This is a genomic window from Granulibacter bethesdensis (genome assembly GCF_001889525.1).
GTDB classification, from domain to species: domain Bacteria; phylum Pseudomonadota; class Alphaproteobacteria; order Acetobacterales; family Acetobacteraceae; genus Granulibacter; species Granulibacter bethesdensis_C.
The window spans coordinates 1,140,395-1,155,012 of the sequence record NZ_CP018192.1 but is presented as its reverse complement, the minus strand read 5'-3'; the positions used below and the strand labels follow the sequence as shown (position 1 = coordinate 1,155,012).

Genomic DNA, 14,618 nt, shown 5'->3' with positions numbered 1-14,618 from the left:
TTCCTTATTGACATCAGCCCACCTCATTCATGGCCGCCTGACGCGCCAACAAGCTCCGTTTCCGGCTGTAACCGAAAAACACGACCAGTCCGATGATCAGCCATACGATCAGACGAACCCATGTCCAGATATCCAGCGATAGCATCATCGCGCCGCAGAACAGGATTCCGACCAACGGTACAAGCGGGACAAAAGGGGTCCTGAACCGACGTGGACGGTCCGGATCAGTCCTGCGCAACACCATCACGCCGATGCAGACCAGAATGAACGCCAGCAGCGTGCCGATGGAGGTCGCCTCCCCCAGCCACGAACCGGGCACAAAGGCAGCCATCAAGCCCGCGAAAATCATAAAAAGCAGATTGGTAAGCCACGGGGTTCGCCATTGCGGATGAACGCGCGCAAAAATAGCGGGCAATAATCCGTCCGATGCCATGGAATAGAAAACCCGGCTCTGCCCCATCAGCAGCACCAGCACCACTGTCGTGTAGCCGCATAGAATGCCGACATAGATGGCGGATTTCAGCCAAGCATAAGGCGTTCTGGAAATGGCGGTCGAAATAGGCGCCATTTTGTCCACCATACTGCCAAGTTCCTGATAATTGACGATCCCCGTCAACACCAGGCCGAAGCCGACATAGAGAATGGCACAGATCGCCAAAGAACCAAGAATGCCAAGCGGCACGTCACGCTGGGGATTATAAGCCTCCTGCGCCGCAGTTGAAACGGCATCAAAGCCGACATAGGAGAAAAAAATCACCGCCGCGCCCCGCATCACGCCGGATAATCCGAAATGGCCGAACTCCCCCGTATTCTCTGGGATGAAAGGCACGTAATTCGCGGGGTTCACGTAGGATGCGCCCAGTACGATCACAAGCACGACGATGGTGAGCTTCAGCATGACGATGACGGCATTCAACCATGCCGACCCGGTCACGCCACGCATCAGTACCACCGACACCGCCACGACAACGATAAAAGCGGGAAGGTTGATCAGCCCATGCACATGGGAATGATCTGCCAGTTCCACGATGCTGAAAGGCGATGCGGTCAAGCGTGGCGGCAGGGCAAGCCCGAACTGGGCAAGCAACACCTTGAAATAGCTGGTCCAGCTGGAAGCAACGGTGGCGGCGCCCACAGCATATTCCAGCACCAGATCCCAGCCGATGATCCAGCCGACCAGTTCGCCCAATGTGGCATAAGAATAGGTGTAGGCACTTCCAGCGACCGGGATCATGCTGGCCAGTTCGGAGTAACAGCATCCGGCCAGCCCGCATCCGATGGCAGCGATCATGAAGCTGATCACGACTGCCGGGCCGGCATAATCACCCGCGGCAAGCCCGGTCAGTGAAAACAGCCCTGCACCGATGATAACACCGATTCCCAATGCGATCATATGCCAGGCATTCAGGGCACGCTTCAGCTCACCCTTATGCTCATCAATTTCGGTAATCGGCTTGCGTGAAAACAGGCTATGAGCAGGCCTGCCCGTGATTGAAGCATCAGGAGAAGACATAGAGGGAGGACTCCTCAGCACAAATAAAGCCTTATGGATGCAGAACCGCCTCTCCATGTCGGAAATGTCTGAGCAGCCTGTCCAGGGAATTTTATAATTGTCTTCCTGTGATCGACAGCGCCTATCGGGCGCAAGGATAGTCGGTGTTTCCAAACACGTCCCGATTGTGTTAGCTGACGCAATCAAGTTGCTCTCATGACCGTCCAAGGATGAATACAATGTCCGCATCCGCCCTTGATGCCTTTTTCGGCGCACGCCTCGCCGATACTGATCCCGACCTGTTCGCGGCCCTTGAAAAAGAATTTCACCGTCAGGAAGACGGTATCGAACTGATCGCCAGCGAAAACATCGTTTCTGCGGCGGTTCTGGAAGCTCAGGGTTCCGTCCTGACCAATAAATATGCCGAGGGTTATCCCGGCAAGCGCTACTACGGTGGTTGCGCGGCGGTCGACATCGCCGAGCAGCTCGCCATTGACCGCGCCAAGCAGCTGTTCGGCTGCGAATTCGCCAATGTGCAGCCGCATTCCGGCGCACAGGCGAATGGTGCGGTGTTCTTCGCCCTGGCCAAGCCGGGCGATACCATTCTGGGCATGAGCCTCGCCGCTGGCGGCCATCTGACCCATGGTGCGGCCCCCACTGTCAGCGGCAAGTGGTTCAACGCAGTACAGTACGGCGTCCGCAAGGAAGACGGCCTGCTGGATTATGAGGAACTGGAAGCCCTCGCCCGTGAGCACAAGCCGAAGATCATCATCGCGGGTGGCTCTGCCTATCCGCGCTTCATCGACTTCCCCCGCATCCGTAAGGTCGCAGATGAAGTCGGCGCGTATTTCATGGTCGACATGGCGCATTTTGCCGGTCTGGTCGCAGCCGGCATCTATCCGTCCCCGCTGCCGCATGCGCATGTGGTCACCACCACCACCCATAAGACCCTGCGCGGCCCGCGTGGCGGCATGATCCTCACCAATGACCTTGAGCTCGGCAAGAAATTCAACACCGCCGTGTTCCCCGGTTTGCAGGGTGGCCCGCTGATGCATGTCATTGCTGCCAAGGCCGTTGCCTTCGGGGAAGCCCTGAAGCCGGACTTCAAGACCTATCAGCAATCCGTTGCCGATAATGCGAAGGTTCTGGCTTCCACGCTGGTGGAGCGCGGTCTGGCCATCGTGTCCGGCGGCACCGATACGCATCTGATGCTGGTCGATCTGCGTCCGAAGAATGTGACCGGCAAAGCCACTGATGAGAGCCTCGGCCGCGCCCATATCACCACCAACAAAAACGCCATTCCGTTCGATCCGCAGAAACCCGCCGTGACCTCCGGCATCCGTCTCGGCACGCCGGCCGGCACGTCCCGCGGCTTTGGCGAGGCTGAATTCCGCGAGATCGGGCTGATGATCGACCGCGTGGTGGAAGGCCTGTCCAAGGCTGGCGAAAATGGCTCCAACGAAGCCGTCGAGCAGGAAGTCGGCGCCGAGGTCAAGGCGCTCTGCAAGCGTTTTCCGCTCTATCGCAATCACTGAGAGCCTGCTTCGAGACCCCGCTTCCCTTCCCTCTGCCTCCGTCATGACGGAGGCAGGTGATCGATACGGCAGGGTGCGATAGATTACACGCCGTCCTACTCCCTGAGCCTGCGGGTCGATTCTCCCGCAGCCCGGGGAATGGGGCGGCGTTTTTTTTAAGGAATATCGCATCCCATGCGCTGCCCGTTCTGTGGACACGAGGATACCCAGGTCAAGGACAGCCGGCCTACCGATGACGGCACCGCTATACGGCGCAGGCGGTCCTGTACAGCCTGCATGCAGCGCTTTACCACCGTAGAGCGGGTGCAGTTGCGTGAACTGACCGTGGTCAAGACGGATCAGAGACGTGTGGTCTTCGACCGGGACAAGCTGACTCGTTCGGTGCAGATTGCCCTGCGGAAACGTCCCATCGATTCCGACCGGATCGAAAAAATGATCACCGGAATTGTGCGGCAGCTTGAAAGCAGCGGAGAAACCGAAATCCCCAGCAAGCTGATCGGCGAACTGGTGATGCAGACACTGAAGGAGGTAGACGATGTAGCCTATGTCCGCTTCGCCAGCGTGTACCGGAATTTCAGCGATGCAGGCGATTTCCAGACTTTTCTCGGTGGACAGGCAGCGTCAAAAGAATGCGATGAATCATCCTGATGATCCCGATCTGCCGCCGATGCGTGCCGCACTAGCATTGGCGGCACGGCACCGGGGTGAAACCTGGCCAAATCCATCCGTAGGGTGTGTCATCCTGAAGGAAGGCAGGGTTGTCGGGCGGGGTGTCACCGGTTATGGCGGCAGACCCCACGCGGAGCCTCAGGCACTGGCTCAGGCCGGAACTCTGGCGCAGGGGGCCACTGCCTATGTCACTCTTGAACCCTGCTGCCATCACGGACACACCCCACCCTGTTCCGATGCGCTGATTGAGGCCGGGATAGCGCGAGTCGTCGTGGCGCTCCGTGACCCTGATCCACGCGTGGATGGCGGCGGCCTCATCCGGTTGCGGGAAGCCGGGATTGAAGTGCGCACCGGCGTTCTGGAAGAAGAAGCTGCACAGGTGACGGCAGGGTTTCTGCATCGTGTTCGCTACGGGCGTCCCCGCGTTACCCTGAAACTCGCGTCAACACTGGATGGACGCATCGCCACCGCCAGTGGGGAAAGTCAATGGATCACCGGCGCACAGGCGCGGCATCACGTTCAGGCGGTACGGGCACGCCATGATGCAATCCTGACTGGTATCGGGACAGTTCTGGCTGATGATCCCAGCCTGACCTGCCGCCTCACCAATGCGCGGCAGACTCCGCTGCTACGACTGGTTGCCGATTCCCGGCTGCGGATGCCCCTGAATGCCCGCATGCTGCACGATGGAGCGGGACCGGTATGGATTCTCTGTGCCGATGACGCCGATCCGGCTCGGCATGCCGCGCTGGAGCAAGCGGGGGCGAAAGTCCTGCCAGTGCCAGTTGCCCCTGAAACAGGGCGGCTGATCATGCGCAACGCACTGCAAAAATTGGGTGAAGCCGGGCTGACATGGATTCTGGTAGAAGGGGGAGGAGAAATCGCCGCCTCCTTGCTACGCGAGGAGTATGTGGACGATATCGTCTGGTATCATGCCCCTGCCATCATAGGCGCAGACGGATACGCCGCTACGGGAGCGCTCAGCCTACCCACCCTTTCGGTCATGCCGCGCTTCCACGCCGTATCGACCAGGGCTGTCGGCACAGATATGGTGACAGAATTGAGAAAGGAAGAGACATGTTCACCGGCATCGTAACCGGTCTCGGCTCGGTTGCCACGATCAGCCCGCTGGAGGGCGGCTCGGATATGCGGCTGACCATCACCACGCCGGAAGGATTTCTGACGGGGGCGGTTACCGGTGCTTCCATTGCCTGTTCAGGCTGCTGCCTGACAGTCGTTGAGTTTGCCGGGGATACCGCTTTCGTAGCGGAGGTATCGGCGGAAACGCTTTCCAAAACAACGCTGGGAAGCTGGCAGCAGAACAGCGTGATCAATCTCGAGCGCGCGCTGAAAGTCGGGGATGAGTTGGGCGGCCATATCGTCTCCGGCCATGTGGACGGGGTGGCAGAACTCATCTCCATTCTGCCGGAACACGGCTCCACCAGAATGCGCTTCCGTGCCCCATCCCACCTTGCATGCTATATCGCGCAGAAAGGCAGCATTGCGGTCGACGGGGTTTCCCTGACCGTGAACGAGGTTGAGAATGAAGTCTTCGGCGTCAATATCATCCCGCACACATGCGCTGTCACGACCATCGGAACACTGGTGGCAGGAAGCCTTGTGAATATCGAAATCGACATGCTTGCACGCTATGTTGCCCGCCTGAGTGTCACCCGTGACTTCGAGGCGGAAAATCAACTGAAAGCCGCCTTATGACGAATATACCGCAGGCAAGCCAACTGGCCACCGCCTCTATCGCCCGTGCCAGCCTGACCGATTATATCAGCCCGGCCAGTGAAATCATCGAAGAGGCCCGCGCAGGCCGGATGTTCATTCTGGTGGATGATGAGGACCGGGAAAATGAAGGCGATCTGGTCATTCCGGCCCAGTTCGCAACACCGGATGCCATCAATTTCATGGCGCGTTACGCACGCGGCCTGATCTGCCTCGCTTTGACCAGACGCCGTGTGGAACAGCTCGGTCTGCCGCTCATGAGCCAGTCCAATGGCACACGGCACCAGACGGCCTTCACCGTCTCTATCGAGGCAAGGGATGGCGTCAGCACCGGTATCTCTGCGCATGACCGCGCCCATACCGTGGCCACCGCGATCAATCCGGAAACCACACGGGATGACATCGTGACCCCGGGCCATGTGTTTCCGCTGATGGCCCGCGAGGGCGGCACGCTGATGAGGGCGGGCCATACCGAAGCCGCGGTGGATATCGCCCGGCTGGCCGGACTCTACCCGTCTGGCGTCATCTGCGAGATCATGAACGATGACGGCACCATGGCCCGATTGCCGGATCTGGTCTCCTTCGCACAGCATCACAATCTGAAGCTCGGCACGATCGCCGATCTCATTTCCTACCGCCATCACACCGAAAAACTTGTGCGGCAAGTGTCGGAAAATACGCTCCATCATGAAATTGGCGGCACATGGCGGATCATCGTCTATGCCAATACAGTGGAGTATGAAGAGCATCTTGTGCTGGTCAAAGGCTCGCCGGAGCCTGGTCGGCCGTTCCCTGTGCGTATGCATGCGGTCGATCTGGTAGATGATGTGCTGGGCGGACCGCATAACTCCTCCCTGCACAGCGCCATGCAGATGATCGCTGATCTCGGCGAGGGCGCGGTTGTTCTGTTGCGGAACACCAGTTCCACAGGTTTGTCGGCGCGTGTCGCCGGGCTTGCCTCCTCCGGGCGCCCTACAGCCTCCCTGCGCAGCTATGGAATCGGTGCGCAGATTCTGAGTGATCTGGGTGTCAAGGACATGATTCTGCTATCCAATACCCATCTGAACATCGTCGCGCTGGAAGGATACGGTTTGAATATCGTCGAACAGCGCCATCTGAAGGACCATCACGGCGGATGAGCACCCAGGACGCCCCTTTTCCCACCGCACCCGTCATCGACGGAGCACCTCCGCATGTGCTGATCGTGCGTGCACCTTACTATACCAATGTCGTGGACGGGCTGACCGCAGGTGCAGTCCGTATTTTCACTGAAGCGGGAGCCACCTACGAGATCGCCGATGTGGCTGGAGCCTACGAGTTACCTCAGGCAATCGCGATCGTGCAGCGCTCTGCCAATAACCGCTACGATGGCTATATCTCGCTTGGCTGCGTGGTAAAAGGCGATACAGACCATTACGACCATATCTGCCGCGAAGCGATGGCCGGCCTGATGCGCGTGGCATTGGATAATGTGCTGGCGCTGGGCAATGGTCTGCTCACTGTCTCGACCATACAGCAGGCTCTGGACCGTTCCGCGCCTCCCTCTGACAGCGCCATGCACAGCCATAACAAAGGTGCCGAGGCCGCCGTTGCAGTCCTGAAGCAGATTTCCCTGCGCCGTCGCGTGGAGAAGTCTTTATGAACCGTCGCACACGTCCGCGCACGGCCTCTCGCGTTGCAGCTGTTCAGGCCCTGTTTCAGGGCGAGCAGGCTCAGGAAAGTCTTGAAGCCGTGATTGAACAGTTTGTTCGTTTCCGCCTTGGCGTGCTGCCGGGTCAGGATGGTTTCGAGGATGGCCGTATTCCGGATGCCGAGGTGCCACTGTTTTCACGCATCGTCCGTGCGGCCACCAAAGAACAGGACGCGATCGATCCATTGCTGATCACCGCGCTGCCTGCCGAATGGCCGCTGGCGCGACTTGATCCGGTGCTGCGCGCCCTGCTGCGCGCCGGTGTCTGCGAATTACGGATGAAAGACGGTCCACCGCCGCGTGTCGTCATCAACGAATATCTGGATATTGCCCACGGCTTTTTTCAGGGGGAGGAGCCACGCATGGTCAACGGCATCCTCAACGCACTGGCCCGTCAGTTGCGACCGGAAGAGTTTGCCGGAGAGCGTCAGCAAGGCTGAACGGTGACAGCCCCTCCCCCATCCTTCTGCGGCACTCCTCCGGATAACGGCGAATTCGGCATGATCGCCCGTTATCTGGCACCGCTTGCCGCAGCGGGGGGGCTGAACCTCACCGATGATGCAGCACTGCTGCAACCACCCCCCGGCCTCTCCCTTGTGTTGGCTGCCGATGCGATGGTGGAGGGGGTGCATTATCTGCCAGGCACCGATCCTCATCTGCTTGCCCGCAAGCTGTTGCGGGTCAATCTGTCCGATCTGGCGGCGATGGGGGCCGCACCGCTGCACTATCTGATGACGCTGGCGCTGCCGCGCGGTACTGATCCGGCCCCATGGTTTACAGCATTTACTGCGGGGTTGGCGGAAGATCAGGCCATGTTCGGTATTACTTTACTGGGCGGAGACACCACCTCCATCAAGGGCCCGGCCTGTCTGTCCCTGACCGTCATCGGTACAGTCGAACCGGGTAAGGCGGTCAGGCGTCAGGGAGCCTGCCCGAATGATGAGATATGGGTCACCGGTACTATCGGCGATGGCGCACTCGGGCTGCTGGCACTGACAGAGGGACTGGCTGACCCGGATGATTTTCTGGCCGGGCGCTATCACCTGCCAAGCCCCAGGATGGGTTTGATCGATCAGAGTCTGGTGCAGGCCGCCGCCGATATTTCAGACGGGCTGTTGCAGGATCTTGGCCATCTCTGTAGGGCGTCGGATCTTGATGCGCTGATCGAGGCCGACACTATTCCCCTTTCCGAGGCGGCGCGTCGGCATATACCGGATTATCTGCCGCTTTGCCTCTCCGGCGGGGATGATTATGAACTCGTCATGGCCGTTTCACCCTCCTGCACGGTTCCACTTCGGCAACGCGCAGACTCTCTCGGTATTCCGGTACAGAGGATTGGACGGTTCGGTGCCTGCTCCGGTCAAAAACCCGGCGTGCATGTTCTTGCATCGGATGGAAGCATCATGCCATTCGAACGGAAAGGATGGCAGCATTTTTAATCCTGTCATCCCGGTCTGCCCTGTCATTGGAGGCTTAGCGTGACCTTCGGCTCTTTTCCGACCACGAGACTGCGCCGCAACCGGGTCGATGACTGGACAAGGCGTCTGGTGGCCGAGCACACGCTGAGCGTGAATGATCTGATCTGGCCGATCTTCATTCAGGATGGCAACAACGCCCTCACTGAAATCACCTCCATGCCCGGCGTGCTGCGGGTTTCGCTCGACCGGCTGGTTGATCATGTTGGGCCCGCCGCAGGGCTGGGAATCCCGGCCATTGCCCTTTTTCCCGCTACTCCACCGGAATTGAAGAATGCCGAGGGTACGGAATCCGCCAATCCTGATAATCTGATCTGTCAGGCGACACGTCTGCTGAAGCAGCATTTTCCCCAGCTCGGGCTGATCGGCGATGTGGCGCTCGACCCCTATACGGATCATGGTCAGGATGGCGTGCTAAGGGCACAGAAAACACTGCCCGGCGAAATCCTGTATGTCGATAATGACGACAGTGTTCAGGCGCTGGTGCAGCAGGCATTGAATCAGGCACGGGCCGGGATCGATATTTTAGCTCCCTCCGACATGATGGACGGACGCATCGGCACAATCCGCCAAGCGCTGGATGCCGAAGGTTTTATTCATACGCGGCTGATGAGCTATGCCGCCAAATATGCCAGCGCCTTTTATGGTCCCTTTCGCGATGCGGTCGGCTCAGGCGGCGCATTGCGGGGAGATAAAAAAACCTACCAGATGAATCCGGCCAACAGCGATGAGGCACTCCGCGAAGTCGCACTGGATATTCAGGAAGGGGCTGATATGGTGATGGTGAAACCAGGCATGCCTTATCTGGACATTATCCGGCGGATCAAGGACCGGTTCGGCATGCCGACCTTCGCCTATCAGGTCTCGGGTGAATACGCGATGATCATGGCCGCGATCCAGAATGGCTGGCTCGACCGGGAAAAAGTAGTGCTGGAAAGCCTGCTTTCCTTCCGCCGGGCCGGAGCAGACGGCATCCTGACCTATTTCGCTCCTGAAGCTGCCAGACGATTGAAGGAGGGCTGACATGCCAGCAGGCGCATGGCTCCTTCTGGCTATTCTGTCAGAAGTGATTGGCACGGTCGGGTTAAAACAATCCGAAGGCTTCAGCAAACCAGGCTGGATTGGAGTGATCGCCCTCGCTTATGGAGCCGCCTTCTTCATGCTGGCGCAGGCTCTGCGCACGATGCCGGTAGGAACCGCTTATGCGGTCTGGTCCGGCATTGGCACGGCAGCCATCGCCCTGATCGGAGTAGTGTTTCTGGAGCAGAAGCTTGATGCAGCCGCGATGGCTGGAATCGGGCTGATTATTGCCGGGGTGCTGACCATCAATCTGCTGTCCAGCTCAGGTCATTAAAGCCGTATCGGGCTGATCACATCTGCCGGTCAGGCATATGCACGACAATGCCTGACAGACTGTCATTCATCACGATCTGACAAGCCAGCCTGCTGTTCTCCCGCCGTGGTTCCGCTGTACTGTCAAGCATTGAATCCTCATCAACCGAACGCGGCGGCAGACGATTCAGAAAATCCTCCTCCACGAACACATGACAGGTTGCGCATTGCAGATACCCCCCGCAAATCGCTGCCAGTTCCTGCACACCCTTATCAATCGCTGCCTCAACCAGATTGACACCATTCGGGACGTCTACCTCCTGACGAGCCCCGGCAGCATTGACAAAAATAGCAACAGGCATGCGTTCTCTCTCCCGTATCTGCAGGGTCCGCTTTTCTTATTCCGTGATGAACGCGGAAACACAGGCTCCTGACGTCACAAATCAAGTGTCGTTCGACGGATGCCCCCTCTAAAGCAGATCATCGCACTTCGGAAGCGCAGTCAGGAGGGTTTTCTGTCAGGATCAGGATCCCAGCAAAAACCGCCTGATCGCCTGAATGCTGGGCCGATCCATCAGGGCGGGTGCATGACCGCATCCCGGCACCTCCAGACTGGTGGCACCGCTCCTCACCATACGCTCGACAGTGTCCGGCAACAGCACATCGCTGCTTTCCCCCCGCACCACCATGACCGGTACCCTGATCTTCTCCCAGACCCGCCAGAGATTAGTGTCGATCGCCAGCATGGAGCGCATTGGCCGAGCGATGCCCGGATCGTAATGCAGGGCGACACGGCCATCCGCCAAAGTCCGGGCACTGTGACGGGCCATACGTTCCCACTGGCGATCGGTCAGAGGGCCAAAGCCTGCGTGCACCTGTCTTAAATAGGCTTCCAGACCGCCCATATCCGGGAATTCCGGCCGTGCGCGCAGCATGTAATCCCGGATTCGTGACAGAGAGCGTCCTGGAATAAGGGGGCCAATATCATTCAGCACCAGTTTTGCGATCGGATGACCCAAAGAACTGGTCAGAAGCATCCCGCACAGACCGCCCAGAGAAGTCCCCAGAAACGATACCGGTTGTTCTATCATCCCCAGCAGATGCGCAAGAGCAGTCACATAATTCTGAGGCTCATACAACGAGGCATCCGGCAACCAGTCTGAGGCACCGCGTCCCGGAAGATCAGGGCAGATGACATGGAACCGATCCGACATGGCGCGCGCAAGCACATCGAAATCATGAGCATTCCTGGTCAGCGCGTGCACACATATCAGCGGTGGCAGATCGGGCTTCCCCCACGCGCGATAAGAGAGCCGGTAAAAGGCGCCTTTCAGCAAATAGCGGATAAACCGTATTTCCGGCTGGTTCATGAAGGAATCACGCGGTACGGAATCCTTATCCGAAAGGGATTACTTGCCCATAAGACAATGCGCGGTCCATCCTTGCGCAGAACAGCTTATAAGAGGGGCGCTGCACCATGGGAAATGCTTCCGTGTGTGTCGGGACAAAAACAGCGCCGGGAACAGAGCTTTGATGCGGTTGATACGCCGCACTCTGGCCATTTCAGGCGTGACGATCGCGCTGGCTGCCGGTCTTGCAGCGGGCGTGGTCTGGCTGACCCTGCCTGCATGGGATCATACGGCCAGAGCCAGCCTGCTGGGAAAAGAAGCCCTGATACGGTTTGATGCACACGGTATTCCATGGATCAAGGCAGAATCGGATGAGGATGCCGCCTTCACCCTCGGCTATGTTCACGCCCGAGACCGGGCGTTTCAGATGGATCTCATGCGCCGTGCCGCGTCGGGCAGGCTTTCGGAACTGGCTGGCACGGCCACACTTCCACTTGACCGGCTGATGCGCACGCTGGGGCTGCGCCATCGCGCCGAGGCCGATCTCCAGACGCTGCCGCCTGCCACGAAGGCTTTGCTGGTCGCCTATGCGAACGGGGTCAATGCCCGGTTTCAGGAAAAAGGCCGTTTCTCAAGTCCGGAATTCCTGCTGTCCGGTGCGCCCGAACCGTGGTCTCCGGTGGACAGCCTGCTCTGGGGCAAGAGCATGATGCTCTATCTGTCCGGCAATTACCGAACAGAACTGGCGCGTGCGGAACTGGCAGCGACCATACCCAAAGACCGCATCATGGAGCTATGGCCAGCAGGGAACACGGAAAAATCCGTTGATTCCACGCTTTTGTCTCCCTGCTTTGCGGAGGCTGCCCGCCGCCTCCTGGCTATGCTGCCGCAGGAAGGTGCACGCTTTACCCTTCCTTCCACTGCATCCAATGAATGGGCCGTGGATGGCGCCCATAGCGCGACCGGAACACCGCTTCTGGCAGGAGACCCGCATTTGTCGTTTGGTCTGCCAGGTCTGTGGTATCTCGCCCGGATCGAGACACCAGACCATGTTCTGGCCGGAGCGACCGCACCGGGAACACCCTTTCTGATCATCGGCCATAATGGCCGGATTGCCTGGACTTTCACCACCAGCGTCGCCGATACGCAGGATCTGTTCATCGAAACCGAACTCGATCCCGGACATTACGCCAGCCCGGAGGGGAAACTGGCTTATGAAACGCGACAGGAGATCATCCATGTGCACGGTGCCACGGATGTGACCATGACCGTACGCGAAACCCGGCATGGCCCAGTCATCAGTGATCTGGCTGGCCGGTCAGGTCCGGTCATGGCGTTATCCGCAACCGGATTGATGCTGGGGGACACTGCCTCTGCCGGGCTTGCCATGCTCAATAAAGCGCAAAGTGTGCAGGAAGCATCGCTGGCTGCGCCGCTGATCTCGAGCCCGGTACAGAACCTGCTGATTGCGGATCATGAAACGATCGGGGTCTTTACAACCGGTCGCTTGCCACTGCGCAGGCAGGGAGATGGCAGTTGGCCTGTCCCCGGTGCAGATGGCTCGCATGACTGGACCGGCACAGTCAGCGGAGATGCCCTGCCGCACAGCCTCGCACCCTCCTCCGGGCGGTTGGTCAACGCGAATGAACGGTTGAGAACCTCCGATCCGGTCGGCAATCAGGCTTTTATGGGCCACGACGGGTTGGGAGAATGGCGGGCCAATCGTATCCGGCAAATGCTGGATGGGGCGGGTAAGGCCAGTCTGGATGATTTTGTCACGATGCAGACCGATCGGCGCAGTCTGTTTGCGCAGGCGCTGTTACCTCGCCTGCGGCTTATCCGGGCCGAAGGCGAGGCACGGACAGCCCTGTCATTACTGGCGGGATGGGATGGCACCATGGCCGAGTCCAGCCCAGCACCACTGATTTTCAATGCCTGGATGGATCGTTTCCGCAGCACCATACTCGCAAAAGCCAATGTTCCGGTACCGAGTGCTGCCGTTCCGCCACTGGAATTCAGCGCGTGGCTGTTGTCGGATGCCGGCACCCACTGGTGCGACGGATCAGACTGCACCCAACAGCTCACCCGGACATTGGAGGAGACAGTGCAGCAGTTAAAAGCACTCTACGGCCCTCGCGCGGCAGAGTGGCAATGGGGGCTGGCTCATCAGGTCACATTCCGCCATCCCCTCCTGAGCCGCATTCCAATGCTGAAGCTGGCCGGGCAGGCCTCCGCTTCCGTCGGCGGTGATGACAGCACAGTCGGACGGGCCGGCACATCCCATGCCATCGGCGCCGATCATACTCTGGCTGATGGTGACTTCGAGGACATGCATGGAGCATCTTATCGCGGGGTTTACGATCTGGCTGATCTGACGCGCAGCCGCTTCATCGCCGCCCCCGGACAGTCGGGAAACGTGTTCAGTGCCCATGCGCGAGATTTCATTCCGCTTTGGCGGGATGGGCAGACCCTCCCGCTCGGACAGGAGCCATCCCATATAGAAGCGGTTCTGCACCTGATCCCGGCCAATAACCCATGAATGACAGCAAACCACTCTATAGGCCGCAGTTTTTCTATACGACCGGTGCCTTGCCATGCCCCTATCTCGACGGGCGCATGGAGCGGAAAGTCGTCACCGAAATCACCGGTCCTGATGCGGAAACTCTGCATAACCGGCTGTCGCGTGCAGGATTCCGACGCAGCCACAACATTGCCTATGCCCCGGTATGTCAGGGCTGTAATGCGTGCGTTCCGATCCGGATTGCGGTCAATGATTTCCGTCTGACCCGCACAAGGCGGCGCATCACCCGCACCAATGCCGGGGTCGAGATGTTCGACGTCCCCGCACAGGCGACGCACGAGCAGTTCATGCTGTTTCAGCGTTACCAGAAAAGCCGCCACGGGGACGGCGACATGGCGGCGATGGGTTTTACCGATTACCGCGCCATGGTGGAGGATACGCCAATCCAGACCAGCATTCTGGAATTCAGAGACCAGGATGATGTCCTGCTCTGTGCCTGTCTGACTGATCGGCTGAATGACGGGCTGTCCGCAGTCTACAGTTTCTACGATCCCGATCTGCCGCATCGCTCGCTGGGCAGTTACGCCATCCTGTCCATGGTCGCGCATACGAAAGCGGAAGGACTGCCCTATCTCTATCTGGGCTATTGGGTCGCAAACAGCCGTAAAATGGCCTATAAATCAGCCTATCAACCGGCAGAAATCCTGTCCCGTGGTGCCTGGCGACTGCTCACACAGGCAGATATCGATGAACAGGAAGAACAGACCCGACCATTGTTCAGACCGTCCGCCAGGGGGTTTTCCGCCGGTCAGGAATAAAAT

Annotated in this window: 15 protein-coding genes; 12 read left to right on the top strand and 3 right to left on the bottom strand. The window is 59.0% G+C overall.

Annotated elements, in window-relative coordinates:
- Positions 1-13: 13 nt before the first annotated feature.
- The gene (locus GbCGDNIH6_RS05215; protein ID WP_072563093.1) at positions 14-1,513 is read right to left on the bottom strand and encodes an amino acid permease; all 1,500 of its coding nucleotides are present in this window, start codon (positions 1,511-1,513) and stop codon (positions 14-16) included.
- A 218-nt stretch (positions 1,514-1,731) separates the two neighbouring features.
- On the opposite strand from GbCGDNIH6_RS05215, the gene glyA reads away from it, so the two are divergent.
- The 10 genes from glyA (at position 1,732) to GbCGDNIH6_RS05165 (ending at position 9,949) form a co-directional block, all read left to right on the top strand.
- Positions 1,732-3,027 carry a serine hydroxymethyltransferase gene (gene glyA / locus GbCGDNIH6_RS05210; protein ID WP_095413437.1) on the top strand — a complete coding sequence of 432 codons (1,296 nt, stop codon included), beginning with the start codon at positions 1,732-1,734 and terminating at the stop codon, positions 3,025-3,027.
- A 174-nt stretch (positions 3,028-3,201) separates the two neighbouring features.
- Positions 3,202-3,675, top strand: a complete 474-nt coding sequence (nrdR, locus tag GbCGDNIH6_RS05205) for a transcriptional regulator NrdR (RefSeq protein ID WP_072563091.1) — start codon at positions 3,202-3,204, stop codon at positions 3,673-3,675.
- Positions 3,662-4,792, top strand: coding sequence for a bifunctional diaminohydroxyphosphoribosylaminopyrimidine deaminase/5-amino-6-(5-phosphoribosylamino)uracil reductase RibD (gene ribD, locus GbCGDNIH6_RS05200; protein ID WP_072563090.1), 1,131 nt, complete (start codon positions 3,662-3,664; stop codon positions 4,790-4,792). Before nrdR ends, ribD begins: the two co-directional genes overlap by 14 nt.
- Positions 4,774-5,412, top strand: coding sequence for a riboflavin synthase (locus GbCGDNIH6_RS05195; protein WP_072563089.1), 639 nt, complete (start codon positions 4,774-4,776; stop codon positions 5,410-5,412). The genes ribD and GbCGDNIH6_RS05195 overlap by 19 nt, the downstream gene beginning before the upstream one ends.
- Positions 5,409-6,569, top strand: a complete 1,161-nt coding sequence (ribB, locus tag GbCGDNIH6_RS05190) for a 3,4-dihydroxy-2-butanone-4-phosphate synthase (protein ID WP_072563088.1) — start codon at positions 5,409-5,411, stop codon at positions 6,567-6,569. The genes GbCGDNIH6_RS05195 and ribB overlap by 4 nt, the downstream gene beginning before the upstream one ends.
- Positions 6,566-7,072, top strand: coding sequence for a 6,7-dimethyl-8-ribityllumazine synthase (ribH, locus tag GbCGDNIH6_RS05185; protein WP_072563087.1), 507 nt, complete (start codon positions 6,566-6,568; stop codon positions 7,070-7,072). Before ribB ends, ribH begins: the two co-directional genes overlap by 4 nt.
- Positions 7,069-7,560 (top strand): transcription antitermination factor NusB, encoded by a 492-nt coding sequence (gene nusB / locus GbCGDNIH6_RS05180; protein ID WP_072563086.1) that lies wholly within the window; start codon positions 7,069-7,071, stop codon positions 7,558-7,560. Before ribH ends, nusB begins: the two co-directional genes overlap by 4 nt.
- Before the next feature lie 3 nt (positions 7,561-7,563).
- Complete coding sequence (gene thiL, locus GbCGDNIH6_RS05175) at positions 7,564-8,559, top strand: thiamine-phosphate kinase (RefSeq protein ID WP_095413388.1); 996 nt, start codon at positions 7,564-7,566, stop codon at positions 8,557-8,559.
- A 39-nt stretch (positions 8,560-8,598) separates the two neighbouring features.
- Entirely contained in the window at positions 8,599-9,618 is a 1,020-nt protein-coding gene (gene hemB / locus GbCGDNIH6_RS05170) for a porphobilinogen synthase (RefSeq protein ID WP_072563084.1), read from the top strand.
- 1 nt (position 9,619) lies between these two features.
- Positions 9,620-9,949, top strand: coding sequence for a DMT family transporter (locus tag GbCGDNIH6_RS05165; protein ID WP_072563083.1), 330 nt, complete (start codon positions 9,620-9,622; stop codon positions 9,947-9,949).
- 16 nt (positions 9,950-9,965) lie between these two features.
- On the opposite strand, the gene GbCGDNIH6_RS05160 is transcribed toward GbCGDNIH6_RS05165, so the two are convergent.
- Both GbCGDNIH6_RS05160 and GbCGDNIH6_RS05155 read right to left on the bottom strand, forming a co-directional pair.
- Positions 9,966-10,289 (bottom strand): 2Fe-2S iron-sulfur cluster-binding protein, encoded by a 324-nt coding sequence (locus GbCGDNIH6_RS05160; protein WP_072563082.1) that lies wholly within the window; start codon positions 10,287-10,289, stop codon positions 9,966-9,968.
- 162 nt (positions 10,290-10,451) lie between these two features.
- Positions 10,452-11,297: an alpha/beta fold hydrolase gene (locus GbCGDNIH6_RS05155; RefSeq protein WP_072563081.1), complete on the bottom strand. Its 846-nt coding sequence runs from the start codon at positions 11,295-11,297 to the stop codon at positions 10,452-10,454.
- Positions 11,298-11,460: 163 nt separating this feature from the next.
- Between GbCGDNIH6_RS05155 and GbCGDNIH6_RS05150 the strand changes: the two genes are divergently transcribed.
- Together GbCGDNIH6_RS05150 and GbCGDNIH6_RS05145 are read left to right on the top strand one after the other, a co-directional pair.
- Positions 11,461-13,815, top strand: a complete 2,355-nt coding sequence (locus GbCGDNIH6_RS05150; RefSeq protein ID WP_072563080.1) for a penicillin acylase family protein — start codon at positions 11,461-11,463, stop codon at positions 13,813-13,815.
- Positions 13,812-14,615, top strand: a complete 804-nt coding sequence (locus tag GbCGDNIH6_RS05145; protein ID WP_072563079.1) for an arginyltransferase — start codon at positions 13,812-13,814, stop codon at positions 14,613-14,615. Before GbCGDNIH6_RS05150 ends, GbCGDNIH6_RS05145 begins: the two co-directional genes overlap by 4 nt.
- Positions 14,616-14,618 lie beyond the last annotated feature (3 nt).

What these genes read in the sequence shown, in the direction of transcription:
- GbCGDNIH6_RS05215 (WP_072563093.1), bottom strand. Translation starts at nt 1,513, where the DNA reads ATGTCTTCTCCTGATGCTTCAATCACGGGCAGGCCTGCTCATAGCCTG.
- ribB (WP_072563088.1), top strand. Translation starts at nt 5,409, where the DNA reads ATGACGAATATACCGCAGGCAAGCCAACTGGCCACCGCCTCTATCGCC.
- GbCGDNIH6_RS05150 (WP_072563080.1), top strand. Translation starts at nt 11,461, where the DNA reads ATGCGGTTGATACGCCGCACTCTGGCCATTTCAGGCGTGACGATCGCG.
- nusB (WP_072563086.1), top strand. Translation starts at nt 7,069, where the DNA reads ATGAACCGTCGCACACGTCCGCGCACGGCCTCTCGCGTTGCAGCTGTT.
- glyA (WP_095413437.1), top strand. Translation starts at nt 1,732, where the DNA reads ATGTCCGCATCCGCCCTTGATGCCTTTTTCGGCGCACGCCTCGCCGAT.
- GbCGDNIH6_RS05165 (WP_072563083.1), top strand. Translation starts at nt 9,620, where the DNA reads ATGCCAGCAGGCGCATGGCTCCTTCTGGCTATTCTGTCAGAAGTGATT.
- ribH (WP_072563087.1), top strand. Translation starts at nt 6,566, where the DNA reads ATGAGCACCCAGGACGCCCCTTTTCCCACCGCACCCGTCATCGACGGA.
- GbCGDNIH6_RS05160 (WP_072563082.1), bottom strand. Translation starts at nt 10,289, where the DNA reads ATGCCTGTTGCTATTTTTGTCAATGCTGCCGGGGCTCGTCAGGAGGTA.
- GbCGDNIH6_RS05155 (WP_072563081.1), bottom strand. Translation starts at nt 11,297, where the DNA reads ATGAACCAGCCGGAAATACGGTTTATCCGCTATTTGCTGAAAGGCGCC.
- nrdR (WP_072563091.1), top strand. Translation starts at nt 3,202, where the DNA reads ATGCGCTGCCCGTTCTGTGGACACGAGGATACCCAGGTCAAGGACAGC.
- GbCGDNIH6_RS05145 (WP_072563079.1), top strand. Translation starts at nt 13,812, where the DNA reads ATGAATGACAGCAAACCACTCTATAGGCCGCAGTTTTTCTATACGACC.
- ribD (WP_072563090.1), top strand. Translation starts at nt 3,662, where the DNA reads ATGAATCATCCTGATGATCCCGATCTGCCGCCGATGCGTGCCGCACTA.
- GbCGDNIH6_RS05195 (WP_072563089.1), top strand. Translation starts at nt 4,774, where the DNA reads ATGTTCACCGGCATCGTAACCGGTCTCGGCTCGGTTGCCACGATCAGC.